General features: G+C 70.5%; 24 protein-coding genes and 6 tRNA genes. 22 read left to right on the top strand and 8 right to left on the bottom strand.

From position 1 onward, the window contains the following. Together JFN87_RS25700 and JFN87_RS25695 are read left to right on the top strand one after the other, a co-directional pair. The coding region (locus JFN87_RS25700; protein WP_209343577.1) for a phosphotransferase at positions 1-522 on the top strand (522 nt) is incomplete at its 5' end. 92 nt (positions 523-614) lie between these two features. Further along, a complete protein-coding gene (locus JFN87_RS25695) occupies positions 615-923 on the top strand; it encodes a TFIIB-type zinc ribbon-containing protein (RefSeq protein ID WP_209343576.1) in 309 nt (102 codons plus the stop codon). A gap of 74 nt (positions 924-997) precedes the next feature. Here JFN87_RS25695 and JFN87_RS25690 read toward each other — a convergent pair. Next, positions 998-1,069, bottom strand: a tRNA-Val gene (locus JFN87_RS25690). A gap of 858 nt (positions 1,070-1,927) precedes the next feature. Here JFN87_RS25690 and JFN87_RS25685 point away from each other — a divergent pair. Then, entirely contained in the window at positions 1,928-2,284 is a 357-nt protein-coding gene (locus JFN87_RS25685) for a hypothetical protein (RefSeq protein WP_209343574.1), read from the top strand. 503 nt (positions 2,285-2,787) lie between these two features. Here the strand turns inward: JFN87_RS25685 and JFN87_RS25680 are convergent. Then, on the bottom strand, positions 2,788-3,258 hold the full coding sequence (locus tag JFN87_RS25680; protein ID WP_209343579.1) for an NUDIX hydrolase: 471 nt from the start codon (positions 3,256-3,258) through the stop codon (positions 2,788-2,790). 18 nt (positions 3,259-3,276) lie between these two features. Between JFN87_RS25680 and JFN87_RS25675 the strand changes: the two genes are divergently transcribed. The 11 genes from JFN87_RS25675 to JFN87_RS25625 all read left to right on the top strand — a co-directional run bounded on the left by JFN87_RS25675 (position 3,277) and on the right by JFN87_RS25625 (position 10,703). Continuing rightward, positions 3,277-4,056 (top strand): GntR family transcriptional regulator, encoded by a 780-nt coding sequence (locus tag JFN87_RS25675; protein ID WP_209343572.1) that lies wholly within the window; start codon positions 3,277-3,279, stop codon positions 4,054-4,056. Positions 4,057-4,189: 133 nt separating this feature from the next. Next, positions 4,190-4,519 (top strand): SCO3933 family regulatory protein, encoded by a 330-nt coding sequence (locus tag JFN87_RS25670; RefSeq protein ID WP_209343570.1) that lies wholly within the window; start codon positions 4,190-4,192, stop codon positions 4,517-4,519. 5 nt (positions 4,520-4,524) lie between these two features. Next, complete coding sequence (locus JFN87_RS25665) at positions 4,525-5,877, top strand: FtsK/SpoIIIE domain-containing protein (protein WP_209343568.1); 1,353 nt, start codon at positions 4,525-4,527, stop codon at positions 5,875-5,877. Positions 5,878-6,186: 309 nt separating this feature from the next. Next, positions 6,187-6,882 (top strand): DUF2637 domain-containing protein, encoded by a 696-nt coding sequence (locus JFN87_RS25660; protein WP_209343566.1) that lies wholly within the window; start codon positions 6,187-6,189, stop codon positions 6,880-6,882. A gap of 19 nt (positions 6,883-6,901) precedes the next feature. Continuing rightward, on the top strand, positions 6,902-7,090 hold the full coding sequence (locus JFN87_RS25655) for a mobile element transfer protein (protein ID WP_209343564.1): 189 nt from the start codon (positions 6,902-6,904) through the stop codon (positions 7,088-7,090). 19 nt (positions 7,091-7,109) lie between these two features. Continuing rightward, the gene (locus JFN87_RS25650; RefSeq protein ID WP_209343562.1) at positions 7,110-7,457 is read left to right on the top strand and encodes a SpdD protein; all 348 of its coding nucleotides are present in this window, start codon (positions 7,110-7,112) and stop codon (positions 7,455-7,457) included. Positions 7,458-7,551: 94 nt separating this feature from the next. Next, entirely contained in the window at positions 7,552-7,743 is a 192-nt protein-coding gene (locus JFN87_RS25645; RefSeq protein ID WP_209343560.1) for a hypothetical protein, read from the top strand. 5 nt (positions 7,744-7,748) lie between these two features. Continuing rightward, entirely contained in the window at positions 7,749-7,919 is a 171-nt protein-coding gene (locus JFN87_RS25640; protein ID WP_209343558.1) for a hypothetical protein, read from the top strand. Continuing rightward, positions 7,916-9,319, top strand: a complete 1,404-nt coding sequence (repSA, locus tag JFN87_RS25635) for a replication initiator protein RepSA (protein WP_209343556.1) — start codon at positions 7,916-7,918, stop codon at positions 9,317-9,319. The genes JFN87_RS25640 and repSA overlap by 4 nt, the downstream gene beginning before the upstream one ends. Further along, on the top strand, positions 9,313-9,540 hold the full coding sequence (locus JFN87_RS25630) for a helix-turn-helix domain-containing protein (protein ID WP_209343554.1): 228 nt from the start codon (positions 9,313-9,315) through the stop codon (positions 9,538-9,540). Before repSA ends, JFN87_RS25630 begins: the two co-directional genes overlap by 7 nt. Further along, complete coding sequence (locus JFN87_RS25625; protein WP_209343552.1) at positions 9,537-10,703, top strand: site-specific integrase; 1,167 nt, start codon at positions 9,537-9,539, stop codon at positions 10,701-10,703. The genes JFN87_RS25630 and JFN87_RS25625 overlap by 4 nt, the downstream gene beginning before the upstream one ends. Before the next feature lie 68 nt (positions 10,704-10,771). Here JFN87_RS25625 and JFN87_RS25620 read toward each other — a convergent pair. The 3 genes from JFN87_RS25620 to JFN87_RS25610 form a co-directional block, all read right to left on the bottom strand. After that, positions 10,772-10,843 (bottom strand) — tRNA-Val (locus tag JFN87_RS25620). Between the two features lies 1 nt (position 10,844). Next, positions 10,845-10,918, bottom strand: a tRNA-Cys gene (locus JFN87_RS25615). Between the two features lie 39 nt (positions 10,919-10,957). Next, positions 10,958-11,030 (bottom strand) — tRNA-Gly (locus JFN87_RS25610). Between the two features lie 180 nt (positions 11,031-11,210). On the opposite strand from JFN87_RS25610, the gene JFN87_RS25605 reads away from it, so the two are divergent. The 3 genes from JFN87_RS25605 to JFN87_RS25595 are packed head-to-tail and all read left to right on the top strand — an operon-like array spanning position 11,211 to position 13,986. Then, on the top strand, positions 11,211-12,278 hold the full coding sequence (locus JFN87_RS25605) for a chorismate-binding protein (RefSeq protein WP_209343549.1): 1,068 nt from the start codon (positions 11,211-11,213) through the stop codon (positions 12,276-12,278). Continuing rightward, on the top strand, positions 12,279-13,100 hold the full coding sequence (locus tag JFN87_RS25600) for an aminotransferase class IV (RefSeq protein ID WP_209343547.1): 822 nt from the start codon (positions 12,279-12,281) through the stop codon (positions 13,098-13,100). A 46-nt stretch (positions 13,101-13,146) separates the two neighbouring features. Beyond that, complete coding sequence (locus JFN87_RS25595) at positions 13,147-13,986, top strand: GNAT family N-acetyltransferase (protein WP_209343545.1); 840 nt, start codon at positions 13,147-13,149, stop codon at positions 13,984-13,986. Positions 13,987-14,051: 65 nt separating this feature from the next. Here the strand turns inward: JFN87_RS25595 and JFN87_RS25590 are convergent, their stop codons facing one another. After that, on the bottom strand, positions 14,052-14,558 hold the full coding sequence (locus JFN87_RS25590) for a DsbA family protein (RefSeq protein ID WP_209343543.1): 507 nt from the start codon (positions 14,556-14,558) through the stop codon (positions 14,052-14,054). A 230-nt stretch (positions 14,559-14,788) separates the two neighbouring features. Here JFN87_RS25590 and JFN87_RS25585 point away from each other — a divergent pair, with 230 nt between their 5' ends. Both JFN87_RS25585 and JFN87_RS25580 read left to right on the top strand, forming a co-directional pair. Next, a complete protein-coding gene (locus JFN87_RS25585; protein WP_209343541.1) occupies positions 14,789-15,259 on the top strand; it encodes a hypothetical protein in 471 nt (156 codons plus the stop codon). A gap of 131 nt (positions 15,260-15,390) precedes the next feature. Beyond that, positions 15,391-15,561, top strand: a complete 171-nt coding sequence (locus tag JFN87_RS25580) for a hypothetical protein (protein WP_199809987.1) — start codon at positions 15,391-15,393, stop codon at positions 15,559-15,561. Positions 15,562-15,628: 67 nt separating this feature from the next. On the opposite strand, the gene JFN87_RS25575 is transcribed toward JFN87_RS25580, so the two are convergent. Both JFN87_RS25575 and JFN87_RS25570 read right to left on the bottom strand, forming a co-directional pair. After that, positions 15,629-16,204, bottom strand: a complete 576-nt coding sequence (locus JFN87_RS25575; RefSeq protein WP_209343539.1) for a CGNR zinc finger domain-containing protein — start codon at positions 16,202-16,204, stop codon at positions 15,629-15,631. Between the two features lie 159 nt (positions 16,205-16,363). Then, positions 16,364-16,777, bottom strand: a complete 414-nt coding sequence (locus JFN87_RS25570; RefSeq protein WP_003959770.1) for an SsgA family sporulation/cell division regulator — start codon at positions 16,775-16,777, stop codon at positions 16,364-16,366. 191 nt (positions 16,778-16,968) lie between these two features. Between JFN87_RS25570 and JFN87_RS25565 the strand changes: the two genes are divergently transcribed. The 3 genes from JFN87_RS25565 (at position 16,969) to JFN87_RS25555 (ending at position 17,676) form a co-directional block, all read left to right on the top strand. Further along, entirely contained in the window at positions 16,969-17,361 is a 393-nt protein-coding gene (locus JFN87_RS25565; protein ID WP_209343537.1) for a TIGR02611 family protein, read from the top strand. A gap of 55 nt (positions 17,362-17,416) precedes the next feature. Next, positions 17,417-17,488, top strand: a tRNA-Val gene (locus tag JFN87_RS25560). 113 nt (positions 17,489-17,601) lie between these two features. After that, positions 17,602-17,676, top strand: a tRNA-Val gene (locus tag JFN87_RS25555). The last annotated feature ends 140 nt before the right edge of the window (positions 17,677-17,816 follow it).

The following is a 17,816-nucleotide window of genomic DNA, read 5'->3' as shown; positions in this document are numbered from 1 at the left end:
AGAAGATGGCATACCAGATACATCGATGACAGAAGTTCAACCGTGTGTTCATCCGATCTAGCGCGTGCGGTGGCCACCGCCGTCGAGCAGGCCCTCCGCGCGCTGCCGCTCGCCGCGGCGGCCGCACCCGGGCCGCGTGACGTCCTGTGCCACGGCGACCTCCACCTCGGCCAACTCGTGCGTGGGCCAGGCCGGTCGGGCTGGCTACTCATCGACATCGACGACCTCGGCACCGGCGACCCCGCGTGGGACCTCGCACGCCCGGCCGCGTGGTTCGCGGCGGGGCTGCTGCCACCGGACGTCTGGGCGCGGTTCCTCGGCGCGTACCGGGCCGCGGGCGGCCCCGCCGTGCCCGCGGACGGCGACCCCTGGGCCCGCCTCGACGTGCCCGCGCGCGCCCTGACCGTCCAGACCGCCGCGCTGGCCGTGGCGAAGACCGCCGAGGAGGGCAGGGAGGCCGACGAGGCCGAGGAGCTGATGATCCAGGCCTGCACCCGGATCGCGGCGCTCGCGGCCGGCTGACCTCCCTGGCACAGGTCAGGGCAACCGTACGGGCCGCCGCCGCGTCGTCGTAGGGTGGAGCGACCGTCCACACGTCGAGGAGCTGAGACCGGATGAAGTGCCCCAAGTGCCATGCGGAGATGCATACATACAACCGCAACGGCGTCCAGATCGAGCAGTGCAGCGGCTGCCGGGGGATCTTCCTCGACTTCGGTGAGCTGGAGAGCCTGACGCGCATCGAGTCGCAGTGGTCCCAGCCGGCCCCGCCCCCGCCGGCGGCCCCCTACCCGCCGGCCCCCGGCCCCGCCTGGGGCGCCCCGTACGGCGGCGGCCACGGCGGCGGAGGCCACTACGGAGGCGGCCACTACGGCGGCCACGGCCACCACCACAAGAGCTTCGCGCACATGCTCTTCTCGACCTGATCCGCTGCTCCGGGCCCGCCCGCCCGGAGCAACGAAGAAGCCCCGGCGGACGAATCCGCCGGGGCTTCCTGCTGTGCGCGATACTGGGATTGAACCAGTGACCTCTTCCGTGTCAGGGAAGCGCTCTCCCGCTGAGCTAATCGCGCGGGCCGCCCGTCTGGGCTGGTGAAGAGATATTGACACGTCCGGGGCCCCCACGGCAAATCCATGATCGTCCGGGGCCGTACGCCGCTGTCCGCCCTCGTTGTCACGCAGTTAGTCACTCAGTCGGCGTCACGGGCGACGACCCCGGTCTGAGGCGCCCGTCGCGCTGCGCAGCTTGCTGTAGGCGCACGGGCTCCTGCCGTCGTAGGTGCGCTCGACAGGCGAGGAGAGAGGGGGGCCGGGTCAGGCAGACTACCGATATGACAATTGAGTTGGGGGACTGTGCCACGTGGACCACGGCGATCGCGACTGCTGGTGCTTGGTCCGCGGCACTGGTCACTCTGAGGCGCGAGCGACGACTTCGCGAGGACTCGGAGAGGGCGAGCCTGAGGCGAGAGGAGAGAAGTCAGGCTCTTCAGGTTTCGTCCTGGTATGGCGGCCGGCTGTCCGGCGACGAGAGGAACTCGCTGGTGCTGCTCAATCGATCGGACAGCCCAATCTACAAGGTGGTCGCGTCCATGGTCTTTGTGCGAGGGGCCGCCCCTCGCACAGGTGAGGAACTCAAGGACTTTCCCGACCATCGAGCGTGTCTGACAGTTCTCCCTCCGGGGATCTGGAAGGTCCCTGCTCCGGAGGGATGGCAAGGGATGCACCGGTCACCTGCCGCTGAGATTGCATTTAGTGATGTGGCAGGATTGCACTGGGTGCGCAGATCTGACGGGCAATTGGCTGAGCTACCGAAAGAACCATTCGAACACTTTGAAATACCGAAACTTGTCACTTTGCTAATTCCTGAACCAATGCGAGAATAGTTTAGAGATCTCCGAGGCGATAGATGTGCACGTTCTAGGGTGCTTGCAATGAAAATAATTCTGGCAGTATGTACTGCTTTGGGTGGAGCTCTGCCGCTGGTTGCCCTGGTATGGGGGTGGCTGCTGACCAGGCGAGACTTCCGAAAGCTCGTTGCTGATCTAGATGCGATTGACGCTGTGATCCATGCGCCAGACACGGACTATCCGGGGCCAGGGGGAAAGTCGGCAGCCATGGAGGAAATCCGCACGCCAGAAGCCAATTGGGGCAGGATTACGTACACCTTCGAGTGGGTGCAGCGAATGATTTTGAAGCAAGCTCTGGAAGACCTGACGGGGCCTGCCTGGCTAGCCTTAGTGGGCCTGATTGTGGGGACAACGGCCGGCGTATGGTCGATTTGGGCGTAGCTGCGAGGCCCGCGCAGTAGTGACGTAAAGCTGATTCCCATCGGCACTATCAATACCTCCTTCTCCCATCCCGTCCGCCTTCGACCCACACACCGTGGAGCGGGCGTGGTTCAGGGCGTCAAGGTGGAGCGCGCCACTGTACGAACGACCTTGACGCCCTGGGCCTCGTCTGCTCGGCTCTGCCTGGGTCGAAGGTGGTCGGGATGGGAGCCCACCACGCTCACCCCAACGATGCTGGCACCCGCAGGACGGGCCATCCCACCCCGGACGCGTGAGCGCCCCCGCCGGAGGCATGCTTTGTCGGTGGCCTGCCGTGGCGTCTCGCGGTTCTCGCCCTCATGGCCTCGGCCTTCCCCCTCGTGGGCGCGCGTCGGCGCAGCGTGGGCGGAGCGGGCCGAAGGCAGGAGCGGCGCCCGGCGCGGAGCCGGGAGCGCGCCCGGCGGAGCGGAGCGCAGCCGGGTGCCTTGATGAAGTAGAGAAACCTGTAACAGCCCTCTTGGGCCTCACACGCCCGTGCTGACGACCTTGCGACCGTCGTGGGAGCGTACGTGGGCTGCGTTGGCCGTGAGGGCGTCGGTGACGCGGACTGCGTACACCTCGTGCATGCGGCGGGAGATCTCGTCCGGGTGAAGCCACTCGACCGCCGTCGACTCGTCGGAAAGCGACTCATGTCCGCCCTCGGGGCGACAGCGGAAGACCAGTGCGACGATGCCTCGCGACGTGTTCTTGTACACGCCTGTCAGCCGCTCCACGTGCACCTTGATGCCAGTCTCCTCGTAGACCTCGCGTCGCACCCCGTCTTCCGGTGACTCCGTGAGTTCGAGCACCCCGCCCGGCGGCTCCCAGGTTCCGTTGTCGGCGCGCTGGATGGTCAGCACACGCCCGTCTTCCCGCACGACCACGCCGGCTACGGACACGGAGTGGAGTGGCGTTGACGGCTTCTGTCCGGGGCTGCTACTCATGTACAGGAGAATAGGAGATGCAGAAGGACTATGGCGAGTGGTGACGTGGCTTCGACAGCCAAAGCGAAGTACCTCCAGATCGCCGATGACCTTGCGGCGCAGATCCACTCGGGCGCCCTTCCCGCTGGTGCACCTGTGCCCAGTGAGTCAGAGCTGATGCAGCGCTACGGCGTGGCCTCTGGCACGGTCCGCAAGGCGGTGGCGGAGCTTCGTACCACGCAGCTCATCGAGACCCACCACGGTCGCGGGTCCTTCGTGCGCTCCCGTCCGCCTGTGCAGCGGAAGTCGTCCGACCGTTTCCGGCGCTCGCATCGGAAGGCGGGCAAGGCGGCCTATCTGGCTGAGGCCGAACAGTCGGGCGGCAAGCCCTCCGTCAAGGTCTTGTTCATCGGGCCGGCGGAAGCTCCCGAGGACATCGCGGAGCGCCTTGGTGTGCCGGCGGGCGCCCAGGTCCTGGCGAGGAAACGCCGCTACTTCCGGGACGGTGTGCCGACCGAAGAGGCCACCTCCTATCTGCCGTGGGACGTGGTCAGGGACATCCCCGAGACGTTCGCCGAGAACCCGGGCGGCGGCGGGATCTACGCCCGCCTGGAAGAACACGGCCACACGCTGGCCGAGTTCACAGAGACCGTGCGGGCTCGCCTGGCGACCAAGGCGGAGGCTGCCGCGCTGGCGCTCAGCCCCGGCTCACCCGTGATCCACCTCGTACGCAACGCGATGACTGAGAGCGGGCAGGTTGTGGAGGTCTGCGACACCGTCATGGCCGCTGACCAGTTCGTTTTGGATTACCGCTTCGCTGCGAAGGACTGACTTGCCGTCACATCCTGACGCGCTTTCAAGATTCTTTCCGTAGACGGTTGACTCATGTACATGAGTCAGGCACTCTTCTAACTGTCACTCATGTACATGAGTGCAGGAGACTCACTCCACTAGAGGAGATGCAATGCCGTCCTTCAAGATCGACGTTTCGACCGCTGTGGTGTTCGTGGCGACTGCGCCGGCGCCGAAGCTGGTCAGCAAGCAGACCGGTGAGCGGGCCGTGGACCGGGAGACCGGTGCGAGCCTGTCGACGGTGGGCCTGCTGATCTCGGATGAGGGAGAGGGCAACCTCTACCAGGTCACCGTTCCGGAGACCGGCATCCCCGAGGGGCTCGCGCCGGGTACTCCGGTCTCGGTGGTCGGCCTCAAGGCGCGGGACTGGGAGAACGAGTTCAACGGACAGAAGCGGCACGGGATCTCCTTCCGCGCCGTCTCGATCGTGGTGGGGGCCTGATCGTCGTGACGGACGTGACCACGCTGCTCGAACTGTCCGGCGTCGCCGCCAGCGCGGGCGGCATCGGCTACGCGAAGGTCCGCGCCCCGCGCGCGTACTGGACGCTGGTGGGTCTGCCGGTGACGTGGGGCCGCTTCACCTTCACCTACGGCTCGACCATGGACGCCTGCGGGCTGACGGTGGCGCCCTCGCGGCTGCGGTCGTTCCTGGTCCGCAACGTCGCCCGGCGCGCTGAGGTGCAGCCGGTCCCGCCGAAGGTCCGCCGCGTGACGGGCACCTCGACCGGGCTTCGGGTCACGCTGCGGCTGCCCGCCGGCCTGGAACCCGCCGACGTCACGGCGGCCTCGGAGCGGCTTCGGCACGCCTGGGGTGTCCACTCCGTGCACGTCACCACACCCCGCCCCGGCTTCGTGGAACTGCGCATGACCGGCTACGACGTGCTGCGCCGGGTACGCATGCCGCACCGCCGCCGTGCGGTGTCGGGTCCGATGGTGGTCCCGGTCGCTCTGCGGGAGGACGGCACGCCGTTTGTGCGTGATTACCGGCAGGTGCCGCACGCGCTGACGCTGGGGGCGAACCAGTCGGGCAAGTCCATGTATCAGCGCAACCTGGTGGCGGCGCTGGCGAAGCTGCCGGTGGGCCTGGTCGGCATCGACTGCAAACGCGGTGTCGAGCAGCGCACCTACGCACCCCGCCTGTCCGCCCTCGCCACCACCCCCGACCAAGCGGGCGCCCTCCTGGACGCACTTGTGGCCGAGATGGAGCGACGCTTCGACCTGCTGAGCGCACATGGCGTCTCGGACCTGTGGGACCTGCCCGACGAGGTACGGCCGGTGCCGCTGGTGGTGCTCGTGGATGAGGTCGCGGAACTGTTCCTGACCACCGTCAAGAAGGAGGAGGAACGCCGCGACCGCATGGTTCAGCACATGGTGCGCCTCGCGCAGATGGCCCGCGCGGTCGGCATCTTCCTGGAAGTCTGCGGGCAGCGGTTCGGCTCCGAACTCGGCCGTGGCGCGACCGCCCTGCGGGCTCAGCTCACGGGCCGTGTGGTGCACCGGGTCAACGACAAGCAGACCGCCGAGATGGGTCTCGGTGACGTGGCACCGGATGCGGTGTTCGCCGCGACCTCGATCCCGGCGGATCGTCCGGGTGTGGCGGTGGCCGGTGACTCCTCCGGCGGCTGGTCCCGAATCCGCACCCCGGAAACCACGCCGGCCGACGCCGCCGCCGTGTGCCGTGCTCACGCGCACCTCGTGCCTGAGCTGCCGTTCCTGGACCCCTTCCGGCCCGCGATCGCGCCGGAGCCTGCCACAGGTCAGGGTCCCTCGCTGGTCAAGCCGCGTCCCGTGACCGACTGACCGTCTTCCCCCGCTCCATGGTCGGCGTGACCGCTTCGCGCCAGGTCCCTACCCCGCCCATGCCGCAAACCCGAAGGGAGCACTCCCGATGGCCCGCAAAACCACCACCCGCCGCACCTCGGCCAAGCCGCCGGCGGTCGAGCCCGCGTCGTGCCCGACCTGCACCGGTACCGGGACGGTCGCTCGAACCGTCCGCGTCGGTCGCCGCCACCGCGCTGTCGGCCGACAGGAGGGCCTGTGCCTGACCTGCCTCGGCTCGGGCCTCGACCCGAACGCAGACGCCTGACCTGCCCAGAAAGGGGCCTGATGATGACGAAGCAGGATGCCGAGCGGATCGCGATTCTCACGGCCGGGGTCGTCATCCTCGCGTTGACCGCCGCCGCGTTCTGGCTCTCGTACGCGCACCTCGCGGACGTGGCCAAGACCAACGGCCTGGCCACCTCGACCGCCCGCATGTGGGCATGGCCGGCCACCCTGGACCTGTTCATCGTGGCCGGTGAAGTCCTCATGTTCCGCGCCGCACTGCGCACGGTCACGGACTGGTGGGCTGTCGCCCTGACGGTCGCGGGCTCCACGGGCTCGATCGGCCTCAACGTCGCCGGCGTCGGCGCGGGCCAACCGCCCCTGCACTACGTCGTCGCTGCCGTCCCCCCGGCCGCTGCCCTGCTCGCATTCGGCGCCCTGATGCGGCAGGTCCACCACCTCGTCGGCGACCGACCGGCCGACTCGGACCCCGTGCCGGACGCGGCGACAGCATCGGAAGAGATCACCCTCGACCGCGCTCCTGCCCCGGACATGCCCCCGGCGCCTGCCGCCGCCGAGCTGCCCGCCGCTGAGCCTGCGCCTGCTGCGGTGTCGGTTCCGCCCGCGCTGCTCGATCACGCGCGAAAGCTCGCCGACTCCCACCACGCCGCCACTGGCCGGCCGATCGACGCGGACACCCTGCGCGCCCGCCTCGGCGTCCCGGCGGCCCTGGCCTCCTCCATCACTGCCCAACTCGCCTGACACAGAAGGGAAGTTCGTCATGCCGCGTCCGCGCCGCTTCTACGACGTGATCCGCATCGGTCCCGTCCAGGTCGCCTCCTACTACGACGGCCACGGCCACACCAAGCACACCGCCACGTGCACCGCCCCGGGCTGCTCCTTCTCCACCGACAAGCACGACCGCGCCGGTGCCGAACTCGCCGCCAAAACCCACCGCTGCCAGCCCTGACCAGGGAGGACACCCCATCGTGTTGACCCCCAAGTACCCCCGCCCGGACACCGCCCCCAACCCCAGCACCGTGCCGACCGTCACCCCCGTGGTCCCCATCGTCCCGGACGGCCACGCCCCGGCCTGCACCTGCGGCCACGCCCACACCCCGGCCGCGCCCGCCCCGGCCCCGGTCTCGACGCGGCCGACGGTGCAGCTCACGCCCGGCGCCCTGATCACCCTCGCCGTGGGCGGCACGACCGCCGTGCTCGTCATCGGCACGGTGCTGGTCTCGATGCTCCTCGCCGTCGCCGTCACGGGCGCCTCGGTCGCCGTGTGCGCCCTCGTCATCCGCTCCCTGCTCAAGGAGCACCACACCCACCGCTGAACGGCCCCCGGCGCGGCCTCGGTCGCCAAACTTCCGCCGCGCCGGGCGCCTGCAACCCCTTCCAGACCAAACGACCCGAAAGGGAAACCCCATGATGCCCGACCGCACCCCCGCCCTGCCCATCTGCCGGCACTGCGACGGCTTCCCGACCGTCCACATCACCACCGACACCCGCCACCCGGACGGCACCCGCGCCACGCTCCGCGCCGTCTGCCCGGCCTGCAAGGGCACCGGCCACACCCGCCCCACCGCCGCCTCGGCGGTCGTCGTCCGGGTCGGGAGGTGAGCGGCGTGGCCCTCCTGAACTGGCGCTCCCCGGAGCATTACGACCACACCGGCGACAAGCCGTGCGTCCTGTGCGACAAGCCCACCCCGCTGCGCTCCGACCGTGGCAAGCCGGTCCACAAGGTGTGCGCCGAAGCCTGGATCGACGCCCACCCGCCGAAGGAGAACGACAAGTGACCTCCTCCGCCACCCTCGCGGCGGCGGGCCTCGACCCGCTCACCCTCGGCGACGTGCTGAGGGTGGCCGGGTCGGCCGACTTCGACCGCTGGCAAGAACAGATCCGCCGTACCGGCGGCTGCGCCGAACCCATCCACCTCACCGGCACGACCAAGACCATCGATCCCACGACAGGCGCGGTCCTGCACGCCTACTCGACCGACCGGGAACCCGGCGGCCGGCTCCGCGTCGCCTGCGGCAACCGCCGCGCCTCGCGCTGCCCGGCGTGCGCCTGGACGTACGCGGGCGACACCTACCACCTCATCCGCGCCGGTCTCACCGGCGACGCGTCGAAGGGCGTCACCACGACGGTCCGCGATCACCCCCGCGTGTTCGCCACCCTCACTGCGCCCTCCTTCGGACCCGTCCACAACCGGCCCACCTCCGGCCGCTGCCGCTGCGGTGTCCACCACCCCGAGGGCGCCTCGGAGCTGGGGACCGCGCTCGACCCGGGCACGTACGAGTACGCGGGCGCCGTGCTGTGGAACAACCACGCCGGGCACCTGTGGCGCTACGTCACCATCTACCTGCCCCGCGAACTCGCCGCCCGCGCCGGCCTCACCCAACGCGCCCTCAAAGAACAGCTCCGCGTCTCGTACGGCAAGGTCGCCGAGTACCAAAAGCGCGGCGCCATCCACTTCCACGCCGTGATCCGCTTCGACGGACCGGACGGCCCCGACACCCCACCCCCACCGTGGGCCACCCTCGACCTCCTCGACGACGCCCTACGCGCCGCCGCCGCCCGCGCCGAAGTCGCCCTTCCCGCCGCCGGCGACCAACCCGCCCGCGTCCTGCGCTGGGGGACACAGCTCGACGTCCAGCCCATCGGCGCCTTCGGCCACGGCGAGGATCTGACCGAGCAGGCGGTTGCCTCGTACGTGGCCAAGTACGCCACCAAGGCCGCCGAGACCACCGGCACCGTGGATCGACGCATCGGGGAACTTGCCGAAGTCGACAAGCTGCCCGAGCTGCCCGACCACACCCGCCGCCTCATCCGCGCCTGCTGGGACCTCGACGCCCTGTACCCGGACCGCAAGCTGTGGCGCTGGGCCCACATGCTCGGCTTCCGGGGCCACTTCTCCACCAAGTCGCGCCGCTACTCCACCACCCTCGGCGCCCTCCGTCGGGTCCGCGCCGACTACCGAGCTGCCCAGCAACGCGAAGCGCTCGGCCTGCCCGACCCCGACGACAACCCCGAGGCCACCACGCTCACCCTCGCGCACTGGGCCTACGCCGGCCACGGCCACACTCCCGGCGAGTCCTGGCTCGCCGCCAACCTCCACCGCGACATCCAACACAACCGTGACACCGCCCGTGAACACCGCGCCGAACTCGACCAAGACGAAACGGGGGAATGGTGACAACCGCAACCTACGAGGGGCCGGGGGCGTCGGCCTGGCCTGTCCTGCTCCGTGTGGCCGACGCGACGCGTGTGCTGAACCTGAGTCGGAGCGTCGTCTACGACCTGATCCGTACCGGGCGCCTCCGGACAGTCACGGAGGGCCGTACGCGCCTCGTCCCGGCCTCCGCCATCGGCGAGTACGTGGCACTCCTGGAACGTGAGGCAGGTGAAGCACGTTGACCGCGCGCCGGAGCAGGGGTGACGGTGGCCTGCACTGGGACAAGAAGCGGCAACGCTGGATCGCTTCCGCCAGTCTCGGCTTCGACGCGTCCGGCAAGCGGCTCGTCAAGCGGGGGAGTGGACGGACGAAGACTGAGGCCAAGGCCAAGCTCAAAGAGGTCTTGCGTGACCATGAGGACGGGCTGGCCATCGCGTCATCCGGCTACACGGTCGCGCACGCGGTGAACGACTGGTTGACGTACGGCCTGGCCGGTCTCGACGCGGGGACCGTGTCCAAGTACACGACCTTGTGTGGCAAGCATGTCATTCCGGCGCTCGGTGCCCGGAAGCTCCGCGACCTGAGCGCCGACGATGTCGACAAGTGGCTAGTGGCCAAGGCGAAGACGCTGAGCACGAACACCCTGCAAGTGATCTGTTCGTGCCTGAACCGCGCGGTCAGGCGTGCCATGGCGCGCGACAAGGTGAAGCGGAACGTCGTGGAGCTCTGCGCGATCCCCGCCGGCCGGACCGGTCGTCCGTCCAAGGCGCTCACCTTCGCTCAGGCAGAAGCAGTGCTCCGGGCTGCCGCCGGCACCTCCCTCCACGCATACATCGTGGTCGCGCTGCTGACAGGCGCCCGGACCGAGGAAATGCGGGCACTCACCTGGGATCACGTCTTCCTGAAGGGGGACCCGGACGCCGATCCGGCCGTGGGGCCCTACATGGCCGTATGGCGCTCTGTGCGCTCCGGGGGAGACACGAAGACTCGGAAGTCCCGGCGGACGCTCGCGCTCCCCGCACGTTGCGTTAACGCGCTGTGGCAGCACTGGGAAGACCAGGGTTGGGACCGTCTCGCTGCCGGGGACAAGTGGGAGGAACACGGCCTCGTCTTCACCTCGGCGACCGGCACCGAGCTGGATGCGGCCAACGTCCGGCGGGCCTTCCGGCGTGCTCTCGCCGACGTCGAGGGCATCGACGCTGCCGACTGGACGCCTCGGGAGCTGCGGCACAGCTTCGTGTCGTTGCTCTCGGACAGCGGGGTACCGCTCGAAGACATCTCGCGCTTGGTCGGTCACTCCGGCACGTCTGTCACGGAGCGGGTCTACCGGAAGCAGATTCGACCGGTGATCCAGACCGGGGCTGTGACCATGGACCGCATCTTTGACGACGGGCGGCCCCGGTAGTCACGCAGTTAGTCACTCAGCAAACGTCAGAGGCTGTCTCCCTGGTGGGAAACAGCCTCTGATCTGCGTGGACGATACTGGGATTGAACCAGTGACCTCTTCCGTGTCAGGGAAGCGCTCTCCCGCTGAGCTAATCGTCCTTGGAGGTGGAGACGGGATTTGAACCCGTGTAGACGGCTTTGCAGGCCGTTGCCTCGCCTCTCGGCCACTCCACCCGGAGTGCGCGGAGGTCGAGCAGGACGACCCCCACATCGAGCGGACGACGAGATTCGAACTCGCGACCCTCACCTTGGCAAGGTGATGCTCTACCAACTGAGCCACGTCCGCCTGTCGTTTCCGGTCCGTTTTGCGTGCCGGGCGACGAAGTGAACTCTAGCGGATCCGCGGGCCAGCACAAAAACGCGTTTACGCAGCGTGCCGACGCGGGACGCCGTGCAGGTCGCGGGGGAGGGGCGGGGCGGCCGCGACGCGGGCCCCGCGCGTCTGGCTGGCCATAGACTCCCCGGCGTGCAGCCCCTCGCCCCCCTGGCCCGCTTCGGCGGCCTCGTCGCCACCGGTCTGCGGGACGTCACCCACGATCCCGAGGCCCTGGACTCCGCCGGCTTCTGGGCGGTCGCCGCCGACTTCGAGGGCCGGCTGACGTGCGCACGCTTCGCCGACGTACGCGCCGCCAACGCGGCCAACGACACCACCGCGCCGGAATCCGGCGGCTGGCTCGGGCCCGCGCCCGCCGCCTGGACGTCGTCGCTCGACCGGGCCGCCTACACGGCCGGCGTGCGCCGCGTGCGCGAGTACGTGGCGGCCGGCGACGTCTACCAGGTCAACCTCTGCCGCGTGCTCTCCGCCGAGCTGCCCGACCCCGCCCGCGCGGACGTCGACGCCCTCGCCGCGCGCCTCGCCCGCGGCAACCCCGGCCGCTACGCGGGGACGCTGCGGCTGCCCGCGCACGGCGTGGAGATCGCCACCGCGTCGCCCGAGCTCTACCTCGGCCGCGCGGGGCGCACCGTGGAGTCCGGGCCGATCAAGGGCACCGGCCGCACCGAGGCCGACCTGACCGGCAAGGACCGCGCCGAGAACGTGATGATCGCCGACCTGGTGCGCAACGACCTCGGGCGCGTGTGCGCGACGGGCAGCGTGACCGTGCCCGCGCTCTGCGCCCCGGAGACCTATCCCGGCCTCGTGCACCTGGTGACGACCGTACGGGGCGAGCTCGCGCCCACCGCGGGCTGGGCGCGGCTGCTGGACGCCACCTTCCCGCCGGGCTCGGTGACCGGCGCGCCGAAGCAGTCCGCCCTGTCGATCATCCGCGAGCTGGAGACCGCGCCCCGCGGCCCGTACTGCGGCGGCGTCGGCTGGGTGGACGCGGACCGCGGCACGGCCGCGCTCGCCGTCGGCATCCGCACCTTCTGGCTCGACCGCGAGGCCGGCCACGCGCCCGTCGTGCGCTTCGGCACCGGCGCGGGCATCACCTGGGGCTCCGACCCGGCCAGGGAATGGGCGGAAACGGAATTGAAGGCCGCGCGGCTGCTCGCGATAGCGTCGAATACGTACGCGGCGACTGGGAGGATCGGTTAGATGCAGATCTGGGTGAACGGCGGCCTGCGCCCCGCCGACGAGGCGCGAGTGTCGGTCTTCGACCACGGACTGACCGTCGGCGACGGCGTGTTCGAGACCGCCAAGGCGGTGTCGGGGCGCGCGTTCGCGCTGACCCGGCACCTCGACCGGCTGGCGCGCTCCGCACGCGGCCTCGGCCTTCCCGAGCCCGACCTCGACGAGGTGCGCGCCGCGTGCGACGCCGTCCTCGCGGCCAATCCGATGGAGCTCGGCAGGCTACGCATCACCTTCACGGGCGGTCTCTCGCCGCTCGGCTCCGACCGCGGCGACGCGTCGGCCACGCTGGTCGTCGCGCTGGGCGAGGCGCAGCGTCCGGCCGGGAGCTCGGCGGCGATCACCGTCCCGTGGGTGCGCAACGAACGCGGCGCGCTGTCAGGCCTCAAGACCACCTCGTACGGCGAGAACGTCGTCGCCCTGGCCAAGGCGCACGAGCAGGACGCGTCGGAGGCGCTGTTCGCGAACACGGCGGGACGGCTGTGCGAGGGCACGGGGAGCAACGTCTTCGTCGTGGTCGACGGCGAGCTCCACACCCCGCCGCTCGCGTCGGGCTGCCTGGCCGGCATCACCAGGGCCCTGACGATCGAGTGGACGGGCGCCCGCGAGACGGACCTGCCGATGGACGTGCTGCGGACGGCGGACGAGGTCTTCCTGACGTCGAGCCTGCGCGACGTGCAGGCCTTGCACCGGGTGGACGACCGCGACCTCACGAGCGCCCCCGGGCCGGTCACGGCCAAGGCGCTGCGGCTGTTCCAGGAGCGTGCGGCGGACGACATCGACCCGTGAGCCCCCGGGACGGCGCGCCGGGCGCCCGTGGGTAGAAGATCCGTTGATGACCACGACCCTGCGGCCGACCGGGCCGCTCACCGAGACGCCCGACGGCGTCAGGAACCGCGCGTACCAGGTGTGCGTGAACGGGCGTCCCGTCGGCGCGGCCGAGCTGGGCACCGACCCCGCCTTCGGCCCCACCGCCGGCGTCGTGCTGGCGCTGCGCATCGACGAGCCGGACAGGGGCAGGGGGCGCGGCACCGTCGCCGCGCTCGCCGCCGAGGAGGTGCTGCGCGGCTGGGGCTGCCACCAGGTGCTCGCCTCCGTACCCGCCGGCCGCCCCGCGGCGCTCCGCCTGCTGGACGCCCTCGGCTACGCGGAGCGCGGCCGTACCATGGTCAAGACCCTGCCGGAAACCGCGCCGGGACTACCGGACGGGATCGGCGAACGCGCCATGACCGACGAGGAGTTCACGCGGTGGTCGGCGGCTTCGAGCGCCGAGTTCGTGCGGAACTGGGTCAGCCGCGGGATGACCCACGAGCAGGCGCGCGCCAAGGCCGGGGCGAGCCTCAGGCAGAACCTGCCCGACGGGCTCGCCACCCCGGGCGTCGCCTTCCGCCTGCTGCTCGCCGGAGGCGAGTCCGTGGGCAGGGTCTGGGTCGCCCGGCAGGAGGTCGAGCCCGGGCGGCCAGGCGGGTACGTCTACGAGGTGCGGGTCGACGAGGACAGCCGCGGACGCGGGTACGGGCGCGCCCTGATGCTGCTCGCCGAGCGGGTCTCGCTCGGCTGGGGCGCGACCGGCCTCGGCCTGCACGTCTTCAGCGACAACACCGTGGCGGTACGGCTGTACGCATCCCTCGGCTACGAGGTCACCGTCCGCCACTTCGGCAAGCCCCTCCTCTGAGGGCCGCACGGGAGCCCGGGGCAGCGGCCGAGGGCCGTCGGGGACGGTAGCGGCGGCGGCCGGTGTCAGCCGGCGAGCAGCCCGTCGGCGATCTCCTCGATGCGCTCGCGCACCCCGGCCTGGCTGCTGCTCGCGTCCAGCAGCCGGCCGCCGATTTCGTACGTGGGCGTGCCCGTGACGCCGATGGCCCTGCCCTCGGCGTGGTCGGCGTCCACGGCCAGGATGTGCCGGCCGTCCACCAGCGCCGTGTCGAACTCTTCCGCGTCGAGGCCGAGACCCGCCGCCACCTCCACGAGCAGTTCCTCGCCGCGCTCGCCGAGTTCGCCGGTGCGCGCCAGTACGGCCGCCGCGTACGCCCAGCCCCTGCCCTGCGCGGCCGCCTCCTCCGCGGCCTGCGCGGCGGCGAACGCGTGGCGGTGCTTGTCGAGGGGGAAGTGGCGCAGCCGCACGTCGAGGCGGTCCCCGTACCTCTCGCGCAGCAGGTCCAGGTCGGTGAGGGCGCTGAAGCAGTCGGGGCACTGGAGCTCGCACCACACGTCGAGGACGACGGCGGCGGCCGGGGAGTCGTTCATGGGGGCCAGTCTCGCAGGACCGAGGCCCGTGCCCGCACGGCGCCTGCCTGTGCTCGAACGGCACCTTCCGCGCGGCACCTGGGGAGGATCGCGCCCCGGACTTCTCCCTGAGGTCCGCCGGGAACGTGGCCGATGGCGGTGTGCCGGGTGCAGGATGGAGAGGGGGATACGGGTTCGAACACGACAGGACGTACGACAGGACGACGGCGGCTCACCGCCAGGAGGACCGGATGATTGCCGAGACCATCTGCGCCGCGGTGTCCGCCGCGGGGCTGGGTATCGCCGCGGTCACGGCGTACCGCAAGCGGTTCCTGACCGCCACCAAGATCGCCGCCTACTCGCTCGTGCCCATCGGGCTCGCGATGACCGGCGTGGTGAAGTGGGTCGCGCACACGGCGTTCAGCCCCACGGCCTGGGCCGGCTTCGGGGTCCTCGCGATCGCGGCGGTGCTCTACCTCGTCAGCAGGGCGGTGGACCGCCGCTCCGGCATGTCGCGCAAGGAGCGCAGGGAGGCCGCGAAGGCGGCGGCCCAGCGCGACGCGGTCGCCCCCGGTGCCTCGGCGCCGTCGCTGGGCGCGGGCGGCGGCAGGCCCGCGGCGCAGGCCAGGGCGGCGGCCCAGCCGAAGGGCGCCGGGAAGGACGCAGGGAAGCCGGAGGACTTCAGCGACATCGAGGCGATCCTCAAGAAGCACGGCATCTGAGCCGCAGGAGTCGCGCGGTGATCAAGGCTGCTCACATACTGGACGGTCATCGACGAATTCAGGTGAACTCCTGGTCGCGAGGGCGTTCTTGGTCATGAGCATCGGCCGGGCTGCGTCATCATCTGTCCGAGATGCTCGATACCTCCGGGGATCAGTCCCCCGCACCGCCGGAACAGTACGTTCCCTCCGAAGAGCAGCGCGGCTGTCTCTTCGCACTGTCCCAGCCGCCGCTGATGATCTTCCTGGCGGTGATCGGCTCGCTCTTGCTCGCGGCGGCGCTCCACGACCTGTTAGTCCTGTAGTCCCGCGGTGACGCGTACTCCCGCCGTGCCGCGCGGTCCCGTGGTGCCGCGCCCGGCCCGTGCCTCGTCAGGCCCGGCTGCCGGCCTCCTTGCGGCGCGCGCGGTAGGCGGCGACATGGAGCCTGTTCCCGCACGTACGGCTGTCGCAGTAGCGGCGCGACCGGTTGCGGGACAGGTCGACGAAGGCGCGTCCGCAGTCCGGCGCCTCGCAGCGGCGCAGGCGCTCCTGCTCCCCGGCGACGACGATGAAGGCCAGTGCCATGCCGCAGTCGGCGGTGAGGTGGTCGGCCACCGAGGCGCCGGGTGCGAAGTAGTGCACGTGCCAGTCGTAGCCGTCGTGGTCGGTGAGGCGCGGCGTCGTGCCCGCCTCCGCCACGAGACGGTTGATCAGCGCGGCCGCCGAGGCCGCGTCCGGCGCCGCGAAGACCTCGGCGAAGCGGCCGCGCACCGCGTGTATCGCCCTGAGGTCGCGGGCGTCGAGGCCCCCGACGTCGCTGATGCGGTGGAGCCGCACGAAGGCGTGCAGGGCGTCGACGTCGTCCAGTCCGTCCGCGGGCTCGCTGCCGTGACCGCCGTCGGGGGCGGTGTTCACCAGGTCGACCACCGTGTCCAGGGCGATCCGGGTGTCATGGGGGATCTGCACCATGCGACTCTAGTGCGCCTTCCGCCGGACACCGCGCCGAGGAACGCGGCGGCGCCGCGGCCGCGGTGGGTTCCGCGGCAGCGACGCCTGACCGGCTCACGCCTGCCCGCGCGGTGCCGTCTCCCCGAGTCGGACGGCACCGGGCAGCTCGCTCCTGGCTCAGCTCTCGGCCAGGATGTGTGAGAGCTCCGTATCGAGGTCGAAGTGACGATGCTCGGTGCCGGGGGGCACCGCGGCGTCCGTACGCTTCAGGAAGGACTCCAGCGCCCGCGCCGGGGCTTCGAGCAGGGCCTCGCCCTCCGGGGAGCTCAGAGCGATGCAGACGACGCCCTGACCGTGGCTGCGGGAGGGCCAGACACGGACGTCGCCTGTGCCGGTGGGCCTGTGCAGCCCCTCGGCGAGAAGGTCGCGGGCGAAGACCCACTCGACCGTCTCCTCGGCTCCGGTGTGGAAGGTGGCGTGTACGGCGTAGGGATCGGCCGTGTCGTACCGCAGGCCCGCCGGTACAGGCAGAGAGGACTCGCTCGACACAACGAGGCGCAAGTGCAGCTCGCAGCTGACCGTGGTGTTCATAAGCGCCAGGGCCTTTCGCTCAGTGTGCGCTCGGGGATTCGCACGTCGGCGAAATCGACATGCCACCTACGGTGCCGTTGTAAACCCCTCTGACCTTTTTGTGGCAGTTGAGGCCACTCGTACGGCGGTGGTGTGATTCGCCCCATTCGGCCAATCCGGTGAACGCCGGCGCATCCGGTACGTTTACCCGCATGAACGCGGAGAGTGACGACGCGGGGCTCGGCTCCCGCGCACCCGGCTTCGTCAAGGCGTCCCGGCCCCTGCACACGGCATGGCGGGTGGGCGTGTTCGTGGTGGGCCTCGCCGTCGTCGCGGGAGGGATCGTCCTGCTGCCCCTGCCGGGCCCCGGGTGGCTGATCATCTTCGGCGGCATGGCGGTGTGGGGGACCGAGTTCGTCTGGGCGCAGCGAGTGCTGCGCTGGACGAAGCGCAAGGTCACGGAGGGCGCGCGGAAGGCCATGGACCCGCGGGTCAGACGCAGGAACATCGCCATCACCGCCGCGGCCGTCGTGGTCGTCGCGGGGCTGATCGCCCTGTACGTGTGGAACTTCGGCTTCGTCATGCCGTGGAAGATCCGCCGATGACCGCGAAACCCGTGCGGAGGCGCTCCTGACATGGGGTAATGTGTGCTCTGCGCACGGGCGATTAGCTCAGTGGGAGAGCGCTTCGTTCACACCGAAGAGGTCACTGGTTCGAACCCAGTATCGCCCACGTCCGCGCGGCCCCCGGAAGATCCTTCCGGGGGCTTCGTCATGCGCGCTCGCGGCCCGCGGGGAGCGGTTTGTTGGAATCCCGCGGGGCCCTGTATGGTTCGACGCGTTGCCGGGCGATTAGCTCAGTGGGAGAGCGCTTCGTTCACACCGAAGAGGTCACTGGTTCGAACCCAGTATCGCCCACCAGCAGAAGGCACAGAAGGGCGGGCCCCCCCTGAGAGCCGGCCTTCGTGTGTTCGCGGGCGCCCCGAGCGCGGATCGGAAGAGGAGATCGTTGTAGGCCGTGTGCTCGATCAACTCGTGAGTGGGCGTCTGCCTGAGAGAGA

The sequence above is a fragment of the Streptomyces montanisoli genome, assembly GCF_017813245.1.
Classification (GTDB): Bacteria; Actinomycetota; Actinomycetes; order Streptomycetales; family Streptomycetaceae; genus Streptomyces; species Streptomyces montanisoli.
This window is presented reverse-complemented; position numbering and strand designations above follow the sequence as displayed.